At 57.4% G+C, this 12682-nt stretch carries 13 protein-coding genes and 1 pseudogene; 8 read left to right on the forward strand and 6 right to left on the reverse strand.

Features of this window, described 5'->3' with window-relative positions:
• Nucleotides 1-273 precede the first annotated feature (273 nt).
• Nucleotides 274-1092, forward strand: coding sequence for a M949_RS01915 family surface polysaccharide biosynthesis protein (locus ACI77D_RS26065; protein ID WP_064452470.1), 819 nt, complete (start codon nucleotides 274-276; stop codon nucleotides 1090-1092).
• Nucleotides 1093-1200: 108 nt separating this feature from the next.
• On the forward strand, nucleotides 1201-2115 hold the full coding sequence (gene xerC, locus ACI77D_RS26070; RefSeq protein ID WP_221294800.1) for a tyrosine recombinase XerC: 915 nt from the start codon (nucleotides 1201-1203) through the stop codon (nucleotides 2113-2115).
• A gap of 6 nt (nucleotides 2116-2121) precedes the next feature.
• On the opposite strand, the gene ACI77D_RS26075 is transcribed toward xerC, so the two are convergent.
• Together ACI77D_RS26075 and ACI77D_RS26080 are read right to left on the reverse strand one after the other, a co-directional pair.
• Nucleotides 2122-2385, reverse strand: a complete 264-nt coding sequence (locus ACI77D_RS26075) for a DUF2790 domain-containing protein (RefSeq protein ID WP_407017760.1) — start codon at nucleotides 2383-2385, stop codon at nucleotides 2122-2124.
• A 111-nt stretch (nucleotides 2386-2496) separates the two neighbouring features.
• The gene (locus tag ACI77D_RS26080) at nucleotides 2497-3699 is read right to left on the reverse strand and encodes a multidrug effflux MFS transporter (protein ID WP_064452467.1); all 1203 of its coding nucleotides are present in this window, start codon (nucleotides 3697-3699) and stop codon (nucleotides 2497-2499) included.
• A 295-nt stretch (nucleotides 3700-3994) separates the two neighbouring features.
• Between ACI77D_RS26080 and rbsK the strand changes: the two genes are divergently transcribed.
• Genes rbsK through ACI77D_RS26095 form a run of 3 tightly spaced genes read left to right on the forward strand, consistent with a single transcriptional unit; the run spans nucleotide 3995 to nucleotide 7316 of the window.
• Nucleotides 3995-4915: a ribokinase gene (rbsK, locus tag ACI77D_RS26085; protein WP_407017761.1), complete on the forward strand. Its 921-nt coding sequence runs from the start codon at nucleotides 3995-3997 to the stop codon at nucleotides 4913-4915.
• Between the two features lie 26 nt (nucleotides 4916-4941).
• The gene (gene fucP / locus ACI77D_RS26090; RefSeq protein WP_064452465.1) at nucleotides 4942-6273 is read left to right on the forward strand and encodes an L-fucose:H+ symporter permease; all 1332 of its coding nucleotides are present in this window, start codon (nucleotides 4942-4944) and stop codon (nucleotides 6271-6273) included.
• Nucleotides 6270-7316 (forward strand): aldose 1-epimerase family protein, encoded by a 1047-nt coding sequence (locus ACI77D_RS26095; RefSeq protein ID WP_221294798.1) that lies wholly within the window; start codon nucleotides 6270-6272, stop codon nucleotides 7314-7316. Before fucP ends, ACI77D_RS26095 begins: the two co-directional genes overlap by 4 nt.
• On the opposite strand, the gene deoR is transcribed toward ACI77D_RS26095, so the two are convergent.
• Nucleotides 7313-8071, reverse strand: a complete 759-nt coding sequence (deoR, locus tag ACI77D_RS26100; RefSeq protein WP_064452463.1) for a DNA-binding transcriptional repressor DeoR — start codon at nucleotides 8069-8071, stop codon at nucleotides 7313-7315. The genes ACI77D_RS26095 and deoR overlap by 4 nt on opposite strands.
• Nucleotides 8072-8199: 128 nt before the next feature.
• Here deoR and deoC point away from each other — a divergent pair, with 128 nt between their 5' ends.
• The gene (deoC, locus tag ACI77D_RS26105) at nucleotides 8200-8883 is read left to right on the forward strand and encodes a deoxyribose-phosphate aldolase (protein ID WP_407017762.1); all 684 of its coding nucleotides are present in this window, start codon (nucleotides 8200-8202) and stop codon (nucleotides 8881-8883) included.
• 137 nt (nucleotides 8884-9020) lie between these two features.
• Here the strand turns inward: deoC and ACI77D_RS26110 are convergent, their stop codons facing one another.
• Entirely contained in the window at nucleotides 9021-9911 is an 891-nt protein-coding gene (locus tag ACI77D_RS26110) for a hypothetical protein (RefSeq protein WP_407017763.1), read from the reverse strand.
• Nucleotides 9912-10382: 471 nt separating this feature from the next.
• Here ACI77D_RS26110 and ACI77D_RS26115 point away from each other — a divergent pair, with 471 nt between their 5' ends.
• Together ACI77D_RS26115 and ACI77D_RS26120 are read left to right on the forward strand one after the other, a co-directional pair.
• Complete coding sequence (locus ACI77D_RS26115; protein ID WP_221294795.1) at nucleotides 10383-10811, forward strand: hypothetical protein; 429 nt, start codon at nucleotides 10383-10385, stop codon at nucleotides 10809-10811.
• A 27-nt stretch (nucleotides 10812-10838) separates the two neighbouring features.
• Nucleotides 10839-11015 (forward strand): annotated as a pseudogene (locus ACI77D_RS26120) (GNAT family N-acetyltransferase); the annotation flags it as partial.
• 105 nt (nucleotides 11016-11120) lie between these two features.
• Here the strand turns inward: ACI77D_RS26120 and ACI77D_RS26125 are convergent.
• Together ACI77D_RS26125 and ACI77D_RS26130 are read right to left on the reverse strand one after the other, a co-directional pair.
• Nucleotides 11121-11951, reverse strand: coding sequence for a PapG chaperone-binding domain-containing protein (locus ACI77D_RS26125; protein WP_407017764.1), 831 nt, complete (start codon nucleotides 11949-11951; stop codon nucleotides 11121-11123).
• The gene (locus ACI77D_RS26130; protein WP_259746010.1) at nucleotides 11948-12073 is read right to left on the reverse strand and encodes a hypothetical protein; all 126 of its coding nucleotides are present in this window, start codon (nucleotides 12071-12073) and stop codon (nucleotides 11948-11950) included. Before ACI77D_RS26130 ends, ACI77D_RS26125 begins: the two co-directional genes overlap by 4 nt.
• Between the last annotated feature and the right edge of the window lie 609 nt (nucleotides 12074-12682).

Consider the following 12682-nt stretch of genomic DNA (forward strand, 5'->3'; position numbering starts at 1 on the left):
GTCGGTAAAAACGCGGTTTGTTCTCAAGTTCTGCGGCCAAGGTTAAGCGGAAAAATGTTGAACGAATATGAAAGGCGGATGAAAAACTCGTTTATTTGACAGGTAGACAGCTAGGGTTCAGCTAAGTGACTGAAGCGCCAAGCAATAGGTTTACCGGGTAAAACTGCTGGGTTATTTCAGCGTTGTGCCGCCGACCGATTGTAATTCAACAATCTTCTCTGCATTGCCCTTCAAGTGCCGGTAAAGTAAGCCATCTCTTGCCAGGGTACTCGGATGAATAGCGTGCAGCTTTTTCGCGGCCAATTACGGCCTGCGTTGATGGGATTGTTGATGGCCGTGGCCTGTGTCACGACCGTACGGGCCGACGACGGGGTAGTGCTCTCGCGCATCGAGCAGGTACCGGAGGGCGTGGAAGTGCGTGGCAAGCAGGTCGCCGCCTATACCTGGGACGACCGCCAAGGCAAAAACCTGCTGGTACTCGCCGAGCAAGTTGGCGAGCGTGACGATGACGGCACCCAGTCGGCCTTCGTCTATGCGGCCCAATACCTGCTGGCGGGCGACCATCCCAAACGCGTCTGGATGCTTTATGACGACGTGCAGCATTGCCAATTCGATGCAGCGCTGCGCTTTGACATGGCGGCGACCAAGGTCACCGACCTGGCCGGGGATGGCATGACTCAGGCGACCGTGGGCTACTCGCGAACGTGCACCAGCGACGTCAGCCCCCGTGAATTCAAACTGATCATGCATGTCGGCAAATCCCAGAAGTACCGCCTGCGCGGTGTCGATCGCGTCGGCGCGAGCTGGTGGGACGAGGAAGCTGGCGCCCTGCGTGGCATGCCGCTGCCGACGGACTGCTCTATTGCAGCGCAACAGGCGCTGGTCAGCCAGTACAAGGAGCAGGGCACGGAGTTGCCGCTTCCCGGCTGCTATGGCGATGAGAGTGATTTCGCCAAGGCGCCGGACGGCTACCTGGCGTTCATGCGCCAGCATTGGTTTGGGCTGATGCAGAAACAGGACACTGAATGGAGCCAGACCCAAACCCAGCCTCAGCCCGAAGACGCCACAGAGGATGACGAATCGGCCCAGTGATTTTGTGCAAGGGCCGGTCGTGCGTTAAACTCGGCGCTCGCCAATTCACTAAATACCTCGATTAAACAATGAGTTGATCGAGGTATTTAATCCAAAGGCTGATCTACCTTGACTGAGTCTATCCGCAACCCGCTGACCCTCTACCTCACCCGCCTGGCGCCCTCCAGTCAACTGACCATGCGTTACGTGCTGCAGGACGCCGCCGACCGACTCGGCTTTGAAGACATCAATCTCGAAGAGATCGACTGGCACCTGCTGCAACCCGAGCACGTGATTGCCCTGGTCGCCGCGTTGCGCGAGGACGGCTATGCGCCGAACACCTCTTCGTTGTATGTAAATGCGGTGCGCGGGGTAATGAACGAGGCGTGGCGCATGAGCTTGATCAGCCAGGACCACCTGTTGAAGATGCGTTCGGTCAAGGCTGCGCCCGGTACCCGCCTGGGGCAGGGCCGTAACCTGCGGCGCACACTGATCCGCGAAATGATGGACGTCTGCGCCGCCGACCCTCGCCCCCAGGGCCTGCGGGATGCGGCGGTGATCGGTATTTTGTATGGCTCGGGCATGCGCAAGTCGGAGTCGGTCAACCTCGACCTGGCGCAGATCAACTTCGACGAACGCAGCTTGCGCGTGACCGGCAAGGGCAACAAGGAACTGATCAAGTACGCACCCGCCTGGGCGTTTGCCAAGCTGCAAGCATGGCTGGAGTTTCGCCGCGAACACCTCAAGGAAGGCGAACAGGACGATCCATTTCTGTTCAATCGTATCCGCCGGGGCAGCCATATCACGCGCGAACGCATTACCAAGCACGCGATCTACTACATCGCTCGTCAGCGCGGCGAACAGGTGGGCGTGAAGATCATGCCCCATGATTTCCGACGGTCTTTCATCACCCGGGTGATCGAAGAGCATGACCTGTCTATCGCGCAGAAACTGGCGCATCACTCTAATATCCAGACGACCGCCAGTTATGACGTGCGCGATGACAACGAGCGGCGGCGGGCGGTGGACCGGTTTGATTTGTAAGCGCGATTAACTGTGCGGGCAGGTGTCACCGAGCCGCCTATAGTCCAGTTCGTGACGCACGCCCTGGCTATCAACGTACACAACATGGCCCTTGACCGGGCCGCAGGTGGCGGATGCGGCGTTGGTATTGCGCACGGCCTTGGCGATGTCCAAGTCTTCGGCGTAATTGTCGGCCTGATTGACCGGTTTGTCCGCGCCCGGATTGGGGGCGCCCTGGGCGGCGGCGAAAGTGCTGACCACGCTCAGCAGTGCAATAAACAGGTAACGCATGACGACCTCCAGCACCGATCGGTGGCGGTTAGACTGTGGTCGCCATTCTATAAAGCCTGGCCCCGCCCCAGAACGGATTCCGGCCAATAACGGCTATCAGTCAAAACAATGTCAGGACCTGGCGCGGGCCAGATGAGTCGGTAAACGACGCAGGGTCCACAGGGTGACCAGCATCGCGGCGACGGCACACAGCGCGATGCCAATCAGCATGGGGGCAGGTGTGTGGTCGGCAAACACACCAACCAGGGTCATCGAGACGGCCGCCGTGATCATTTGGATAGCACCGAGCAGCGCCGACGCGGAACCCGCCACGGCACCATGATCTTCCATGGATAATACCCCTGCGGCCGGCAGTAACAGGCCGAGAAAGCCGAAACCGATAAACAGCAGCGCCATCATCAACGCCAGATTGTCGCTCCATAGCGTGGTGGTGGCCAGCAATGTCATGACCACGGCAACGCCTACAACCGACCAGCGAATCAGCGGGGCCAGGCCAAAGCGCGCACTCAGGCGCGCCGTCAGTTGGCTCATGGCGAAGAATGAGGCAGCGTTCACCGCAAAACACAGGCTGAATTGCGTCGGCGTCAGGCCGAAATACTCGATGTAAACGAACGGCGCGCTGCCGATAAACACAAAGAACGTCGCCAGGCCAAAGCCACACACCACCGACAGGCCAGTGAATACCGGGTCACGAAGGAGGGCGCCGTAGCTGCCGAACGCATTGCCCAGGGTCTTGCCCAAACGGCGTTCGGCCGGATGGGTTTCCGGCAGTTGCACGATGGTCATCACCAGGCACAGCACCGCCACGACAGCCAGCGCCACGAACACTTCACGCCAACTCCAAAGGGAAATGACGACGCTGCCGGCCAAGGGCGCCAGGATCGGTGAAACACTCATCACCAACATCAGCAAGGCCATCAAGCGCGCCGCTTCATGGCCGGTATACAGGTCACGAACGATGGCCCGGGGAATGACCATGCCGGCGCACGCACCAAACGCTTGCAGGGCACGAAAGCCGATCAGCACTTCAATAGTGGGGGCCAGCGCACAACCGACGCTGCCCACGGCAAAAATCACCAACCCTGCATAAATCGGCGGCTTGCGACCGAACACATCGCTGATGGGCCCGTAGAACAGCTGGCACACGCCAATGATCATGAAGAACACCGTCAAGCTCATCTGCACGGCCGCCGGCGACGCCTGCAGGCTGGCCCCGAGGGTGGGCAGCGCGGGCAAATAGCTGTCGATGGCGAAAGGGCCTATGGCGGTGATCAACCCCAGCAGCAAGGCGAGGTGGGCAATACTTCGAGGCATGGGGATTCCGGGTTGCATCAAAAAAGATCGGCCAGCTTAGTGAGCGCTCCCCGGGGACACAAGGTGACGCTTACACACACGCTACATAATTGCGACCTTGCCCTTTTTGAGTCGGGCTATGGAGCAGACCCGACGCAGTCGATCAGCAACTGCTTAAGGCCGCTGCCGGCCATGTGCACACTCCGTTGATCTCTCATCGCAAAAAAAGATTGAATATTCACACCTAATGTTATTTAAATAACAAAACAAGAGCGCCACAACCTGCCTGGTCGTGCCGCAACAAGGTGGAATAGCAATGAGCAAGATCGCAGTCATCGGCAGCAATATGGTGGATTTGATTACGTACATCGACCGCATGCCGGGCCAGGGCGAAACCCTGGAAGCACCGGGCTTTGCCCTGGGTTGCGGCGGTAAAGGGGCCAACCAGGCGGTGGCGGCAGCCAAGCTTGGGGCGGATGTGTTGATGTTGAGCAAGGTCGGGGACGACATGTTTGCCGACAACACCCTGGCCAACTTTCAGCACTTTGGTATCGACACCCGTTATGTGCAGCGGGTGCCTGGCGTTTCCAGCGGCGTGGCGCCGATTTTTGTCCGGGCCGACTCCCACAACAGCATTTTGATCGTCAAAGGCGCCAACGCGCATTTGTCGCCTGCGGATATCGATGCGGCAGCAGCCGACCTGCGCGCGTGCACGTTGATCGTGCTGCAACTGGAGATCAACCTGGAGACGGTCTACTACGCCATCGAATTCGCTCACCGGCATGGCATTGCGGTATTGCTCAACCCGGCACCGGCCATGGCCGGGTTGAGCGCCGAGCATTTGGCAAAATTGGATTTCCTGATCCCCAACGAATCGGAACTGGCGCTGATCACCGGCCAGACCGTGGACTCGCCGGACTCAGCCCGCACCGCCGCAAAAACCCTGGTAGCCAGCGGTATTCGCCACGTGATTGTCACCCTTGGCGAGCAAGGCGCGCTGTACGTGGGTGAAGAGGGTGAATTCCTAGTGCCGGGCCAACGGGTTGCCGCCCGTGATACCACCGGTGCCGGTGACGCCTTTATTGGCTGCTTTATTCAACACTGGAACCGCGACGGCGGGATTCGTCACGCCATGGAACAGGCAGTGGCGTATTCCGCCTGCTCGGTGATGGCGCTGGGTACGCAGACCTCCTATCCCGACAGCGAAGCATTCGCCCGCTTCCAGCAACAGCGGTAACACCCCCATCAGCCCGGAGAACAATAATGAACAAACCTGCGCTGCAACAAACCCCCGACGGTTTCTACCTGAACCGCACGCCCTGGTTCGCCTTTATCCTGCTGTGCAGCATCTTTGCGCTGTGGGCAGCCGCCGCGAGCATGAACGACGTGCTGATCGCACACTTCAAGAAAGCGTTTTTGCTCAGTGATTTCCAGACCGCCTTCGTGCAGTCGGCGTTTTACCTGGGCTATTTTTTTGTAGCGATTCCGGCCGCGATGGTGGTGCGTCGCTTGAGCTACAAGAGCACGATTCTGATCGGGCTGTTGTTGTACATGTTTGGCTGCCTGCTGTTTTTTCCGGCGGCCTCCACCGCCAAGTACGGCATGTTCCTACTGGCACTGTTTGTGATTGCCGCCGGCCTGTCGTTCCTGGAGACCGCGTGCAACACCTATTCGACGCTGATGGGCCCACGGGAAACCGGGACGCGACGTTTGAATATCTCGCAGACCTTTCACCCATTCGGCGCGATGGCCGGGGTGTACGTGGGCAGCTTTGTGATGTTCAAGGACTCCGACGCCACCACTGAACAACTGAAGCAAATGAGCGCCTCCGAGGCGGCGGTGCAGCAGTTGCAAATGATCCAGTCCACGTTGCTGCCGTACAAGTGGATGATCGCTGTACTGGTGCTGATGTTTATCCTGATCGCCATTACCCGGTTCCCCGCGTGCAAGGGCAACAAGCCTGCCGGCAGCAAGCCTGGCAGCCTGCGTCAAAGCCTGGGGCGGCTGTTGCGTAACCCGCGTTTTACCTTTGGCGTACTGGCGCAGTTTCTCTATGTGGGCGCACAGGTGGGTGTGTGGAGTTTTACCATTCGCCTGGCCATGCAAATGGGCGGTATGAATGAACGCAGCGCCTCGTGGTTTCTGCTGACCACTTTTGCGGCGTACTTTGTTGGCAAGATGATCGCCAACCTGTTGATGCGCAGGCTGCACCCGGCCAGAGTGTTAGCGATTTACGGCGTGCTGTGCATTGTGCTGCTGGCCTACACGATTCTGGTGCCGAACATTTCGGCGGTGTATGCAGCGGTTGGCGTGAGTATTTTTCTCGGCCCATGCTGGCCGACCATTTACGGCCTGACCATCGATGGCCTGGGTGAAGACACCGGTGTCGGTGGTTCATTGCTGGTGATGAGTATCGTCGGTGGCGGGGTCATCCCCATCTTCCAGGGCCTGTTGTCCGATGCCAGCGGCGGCAACATGCAACTGGCCTACAGCGTACCGTTGCTGTGCTTTATCGTGATCGTGATGTACGCAGTCAAATGCCTGCGCCAGTCAGACACCTTGCCAGCGGGCGCGGCAGCGGCGGTGGCCTCATGAACACACGTATCGCGCTGTATCGTGCGGTGTTTGGCGAGCAGGAAAAGATCCTTTTGCAGTCTGAGGATTTCAAGGTCAGTGCCTGGACCTACCCGTCCGGTGTGTTGGCCCTGAGCCTGGAGAACAGCCGTGGACGCCTGGTGGTGCTGCCTTATCAAGGGCAGATGATCTGGTCGGCCGTGTTCGAGGGGTGCGACCTGACCATGCGCAACCTGTTTGAGCAGCCCCGGCCGAGCCCGACGGTCATTGATACCTATGGCTGTTTCATGTTTCACAGTGGCTTGCTGCGCAACGGCTGCCCGGCGCCGGATGACACGCATGCCTTGCACGGCGAAATGCCCTGCGCGCCTATGGACACCGCCTGGCTGGAGTTGGGCGAGGGCTTTGTGCGCCTGGGCGGGTCATATGAATATGCCAAGGGGTTCGGCGATCGCTACCGGGCCTGCCCCAGCGTGACACTGCGCGCTGATTCGGCCTTGTTCGATATCGAGATGGATGTGACGAACCTGGCCGGCAAGCCCATGGACCTGATGTACATGGCCCACATGAACTACGCCTATGTGGACGGTGCCCGGTTCGTCGAGCCGCTGGGCATGCAGCGTCTGCGCCTGCGGACCAGTGTGCCGGACCACGTCAAGCCGACACCCGACTGGAGTGCCTACATGGCGCAACTGGCCGAGCATCCCGCTCAGTTGGCCTGCCTCGAAGCGCCAGCGCTGTATGACCCTGAAATTGTGTTTTTCCTCGACGGCGTCGGCACCGACGCCAGCGGCCACGCGCACTTTCTGCTCGAGCATCCCGATGGCGCCGCGTTCTACACCCGTTATCGCCCCGAGCAATTCGAGCACGCCGCACGCTGGGTCCTGCACGCACCGGATCAGCAAGTGGCCGCGTTCGTGCTGCCGTCGACCTGCGAGCCCGAGGGCTACAACGCTGAGAAAGCCAAAGGCCACGTGAGGCAGCTGGCGGCCGGGGCGAGCGCCTCGTTCAGCGTGACCACCGGCTATTTGAATAAGAAGGAACGGCAGAGGTTGTTGGGTTAAACCAGCAATTGCGCACCGCGGGCCTGGATGACTTCTTTATAGGCGCGGGGAATTTTCTTGTCGCTCACCACGTACTGGAAGTCTTCAAGGCTGGCGAAATGAGCGGTGCGCACCGTGTCGAACTTGCTGAAGTCGGCGAGCAACACGCGTTGCTGGGCCTGGCGCAGGACCTTTTGCTTGACCTCGACTTCATTGAAGTTGAAGCACGTCACACCGAATTCCTGACTGACACCCGCCGCAGTCACGAAGGCCCACGTCAGGCGCACGCTGTCGAGAATACTGCTTTCGGCGCTGCTTTCGAATACTTGGTTCTTGCGGTGAAAGGTGCCGCCGCACAAGACGATGTGGCAGTTGGGCTTGTTATGCAACTTGAGCAGCACGTTCAACGAACTGCACACGGCCGTGAACTCCAGCTCATCGGGGATGAAGTCAATGACGAAGGGCGAGGTGGTGCCGCAGTCGAAGAAGACCGTGTCACCGGGCTGTATCAAACCGGCAGCGAGCTTGCCGATGCGGCGTTTCTCTTCGACGTGGCGCGTGCCTTGGTCGGCGACCCGGTATTCGCTGACCTCACTGCCGCCCCGGGTTATGTAGCCGCCCAACAGTCGCAGGTGATCGCTGAAGTGATTGAGATCACGGCGCAGCGTCATCTCGGAGACGTCCAGCAACGCTGCCATTTCCCTCAGGTGAATGGCGTTCTGGTCCTGCAAGGCTTGTTGGATAAGCTTGAGTCGCTCGGCTTTTTTACTGTCCACGAGTATTCCAGGGCTTGATTGTTGTTGTTAAATAAGCAACATTAAGTGTGACTATTGTAACGTATTATTGTGAGCGCTGTGACAAGCGGCACACGATCATTGGCAACATACAGGCAAGGGCCCGTTAAATGAACACTCTTCAACCCGCAGCATTGGCAAAGTACATCGATCACACTTTGCTGTCTCCCGACGCCTCCCGTGAGCAGATTCGCACCTTGTGCGAGGAAGCCCAGGAACACGGCTTTTATTCGGTGTGCCTGAATTCGGGACAGGTACCTTACGCCGCGTCGTGCCTGACCGACGATACCGTGGTGATTTGTGCGGTGGTGGGCTTCCCGCTGGGCGCGGGCCTGAGTGACAGCAAGGCATTTGAAGCCGCACGGGCGATTGCCGCCGGGGCAGGGGAGATTGACATGGTGCTCAATATCGGTTGGTTGAAGGAAGGGCTGCTGAACGCGGTGCGCGATGATATTGCCGTGGTCCACAAGGCCTGCGGCACCGTACCGTTGAAGGTCATCCTGGAAACCTGCCTGCTCGACGACGCACAGAAGGTCCAGGCGTGCGAAATCTGCCGGGACTTGGGTGTGGCTTTCGTCAAGACGTCTACCGGGTTCAGCCGAAGCGGCGCCACGGTCGAAGACGTGGCACTGATGCGCAAAACCGTAGGCGCCGGGGTTGGGGTCAAGGCATCCGGTGGGGTGCGTGATTACCCGACGGCGGTGAAAATGATTGAAGCCGGGGCGACGCGCTTGGGCAGCAGTTCAGGGATTGCGATCGTGGGTGGGGCGATGACGGCGGCGAGCGGTTACTGAAGGGTCTCCGGTCTAGTATGTACTTGCAGTCCTTACGGCGGCGGTCAGCTTCAGCTTTTGCCAGCCGAGAAAAAGCTGGCCTCAAGGGCCAGCTTTTTTACATAGGGCGATTTTAGACGTGTATGGGCGCAACCCAATCAAGCAATTCGCACGTTAAGGCTGTTGGAGTTGGAGCCGAGCGTGCTCGCGTCATCCTTCGGCACGACGTACCCCTCGCCGTCACCGACTGCGGCACGGTAGTAGCTGACCACCGAATCGTTGATGACTTGCGCGTTGGTGGTTTTCTTCAGCCCGTAGACATTGCCGTGCTCATCCCGCGCCTTGATGCTGTCGGGTGCGCCGCTCACGATGTCCTTCAGTGTGCCGGACACCGGGCCGCCCGAGCTCGGTTCGATGGTCATACGGGCGTTGTTGCCCTCGATATAGCTGACGTCGTAGAAAGTCTGCTTACCGTCCGCTCCACCATTGAAAGCCACTTCGCCAAGTGTGGCGTTGACGCCATCGCCGGTCGAGGAGCGGAAGTTACCCGACCAACCTTCGGGGAAAGACTGCGCCAGTGTTTCGCCGGGTTTGAGTGTGACGGAGGGAACAAGGGGCTGGCCGGCATTGGCGGTGAACACGATAGTCATCGGCGTGTCACGCTCGTTGGTGAAGTTCAGCGTGTTACCTGTCGGCACATCCTTGGGGCGCTCAGCAACGGCGTTCGATGGGGTCGGCAATGATTTCGAAGTTGGCAGAGGTGGTGCTGTGTCCAGCACCGAGCTTTTCGAAGGTTCTGATTCGCTGGCACCTGCCAACGGTGGCGTAGCGTCGCTTGGTACACCCTCCGGCATCATCAGTTTCAGGACATCCAGTTCGTTTTGGAAGTGTTGCGCCAACGCTTCATTGCCCGATGCCTTGGCCTGGTCGCGCGCCGCCTCGCGCCGTGTCCACTCGTTTTTCCAGGCACCGTTGAGTGCAGCATCGAAGACCGAGCCGCTATCGCCTTGCTTGGGCACCGTGTTTTTCCCCACGCTTTCAACTGACATGGCTCGCTCCTTCAGTAACGTTAAAGACGGCTTGGATAGTCCTCCAAGTGTGTCCCGAGCGGTTGTGAAAAGCTGTTAAACAAGACTATCTGTAAAGACGATGGCGGCCTTCCTGGCAATGGTACTGACTCGCTAACGGCTCGACTTCCACGGCACGATGTATTTGATTATGTACAGGCCTAATAAATGAGCCAGGGAAGGGTATCTGCAGAACTGGCACGTCACGTTATCAAGGAGGGCAGGCATACAGACACCTCATCGATGGGACATAAGGCAGGTACGCAGCCTATTAGTGCTTTTAAAGAATAACTAAACTAAATAGTCATTTAGTCGAGTTATATTAATTGGTTATATTGTGAGGGCAGAGCTAGTTGATCCTTTACGCTAGTGTGGGTACATCACATTTGGCATCATCAACGGACGATCTATAAGCGGGGAAGGCTTACGTCAGGTCTATGGGTGGTATGTTTCATGACCAGCGCTACGGCGCTGGCGGATGAACTACCGCGTAGCGAGCAGCTAAAAGCATTCCGCGCTGCTGGATTTAACCAAGAGACGTCGGAGTGCGAAATTGAGACAACAGGTACCTACACGCCGGTAACCATGGAGCTGGTTGAGGACCTGAACGGTGACGGCCGGCCGGACGCGTTGATTACTGAAGGCAGCACTGACTGTTATGGGCAAGCGGGCACTGGATTTTATCTAGTCAGTCAGCAGTCTGACGGCCACTGGAAACTCATACTCGAAGAAAGCGGTGTCGCTGAGTTTCTAGCTAGCAAAGGCAATAATGGTTGGCCTGATGTCGAGGTCGGCGGCCCGGGCATTTGTTTCCCAGTACTGCGTTACGACGGGCAGCGTTATCGATTTCACCACAATGTTGGTGAACGGTGTGCTGACTAGCGGTAAACGTCCGATGGCCCAAGGGTCAAACGACAGGGTATTGCCCGGCAGATGCTGCAAGCCATGCTGGCGCGTTATCCCCATGCGGAACTCGTTTGCAACGTGGCCAAGGTCGGTTGTTTCGAGGCCCAGGGCTTTCAGGTGCTGGGCGCCCGCGGTCCGCAAGTGCTGATGAATACCCGATACCATGGCAGCGATGGCTTGACCAGATGACCCGGCAGGGCCAGGCCCTGGTGCGAGCGCGCTTGGGAGAAGCGGCTTTATTCAAGGCCCCGCGAGCGCCACGTCTGGTTTGATGGGGGGGCATGATCAAGGGAAAGTCAGTACCACACTGGCGCTGCCGCTGAAGTCGCCTGCGCTCGTGTTGCCGTTAGTCTCCAGTACGGATGCGAAGGTGAGTGATCTGTAGCCGGTTCCTGCAGAAAACCTGTAGGAGCGGCCAGAGCCCACGCCTTCGACTGACAGCACTGAGTAAAGCCCTTCAACGCCATTGAGTTTGACGCGGCCTGCCATGTTTTGAGCGATCGCAACACTCACGTTAGCTGCGCGATTGCAGGTCACATAGGCGGTGGTGACCGCACGATTATTAGCAACATTACTTAATGTGATATTGCCGTGGCGTAGCTCAATAGAACCGCTAATACTGCAACTTAGTGGCGGCTGTGGTGGGGTTGGCGTTTCGATGAGCCCTGAACCCGCTTTGGCACCTTTGCACTTCCAGGGTGATGTATTGACCTTATAGTCGCAAATGTGAAGGCCCACTTCTTCAAGCGCTGTGGTATCAATGTTTGGTAGGTCGATCCCTCTAAATAACTGATCGATAGATAATATGTTTAAATAGACGTCTGCGTTTTGTACATACGATGGTGTAACTATCAGCGGCGGAGCCAGATAAATTGGATCTATACTGTAGGCGTCATGAATCCGCTTGTAAGTTGGGAAGGCCCATACACCATCTTTGGTGGGCCAATTAATACGAGATCCATACTTGATGCTATTTCGACTCTCCATATAGACTAAATATTTGCCTGCGGGGACGTTTCCTCTAATTGAATATTTGTTAAGGTGGAAGTCCACATACAAATCTGCGTGCGCGGGAATTGTAATGAGTAATAACAGTAGAGTAGGAATGTATTTCATTTTTTCTCTGCTTCAAACACAGCGGTTGTGATGGTGCGCCCGAACTCGAGGGTTACATGAGCAGCCGCGCTCCCAACTACCAGTGCAGCAAAAAGTGCCAGGGGAGCTTTGTAGAATTTCATTTTGTCATCCTTAAAATATTAAGAATTTAGGCATGTGCGGCATTAAAGATTTCACCTTGAAAGTTTAGTGTCGCAGCGGTTGTTATAATAATTATTCTAATAAGATGATCCAAGAGGGTCGTTCCTACAGGCGAATAGGACGTTTCCTACATGGTGAGAGGCTGCCCCTGATGTGCTTTAAAGGGCTACGTGCGTTGCTCCTTCATCTGTCCCTTTTAGGAGCGCAGATGGCTGACATGGACGTCAAATGCATGGTTTCAAACGGTGGCTAAGCGATCCTCAAAAAAAGCTCGTGCGTACCGTCGTGGCATATCCGAGGTGCGGGCCCAGCCAAAAAAAGCTCGCAGTCTCTGGATTGCCATCTCGAGGACGTCGCCATTTTCTACAAATTGATGAAGCCTGACAGTCGCACACGTATGCCTCATATCGTGCGGTGTAATGCGGCCGGCCCGCGATACTGCTGAAGTGTTTGGCGCGCTTCAGCGGTGAGCTCACCTGTGATGGTGACAAAAGCTGAAGCTGCTCCTTATGGTAGGAAGCGTTGCAGTTGAGCCTAGGTAATTTCCTGTGTAACGCAACACACACGAACATGCTAGTCTTTCGCATAAT

It is taken from the genome of Pseudomonas sp. O39 (assembly GCF_045447295.1).
GTDB lineage: Bacteria > Pseudomonadota > Gammaproteobacteria > Pseudomonadales > Pseudomonadaceae > Aquipseudomonas > Aquipseudomonas antarctica_A.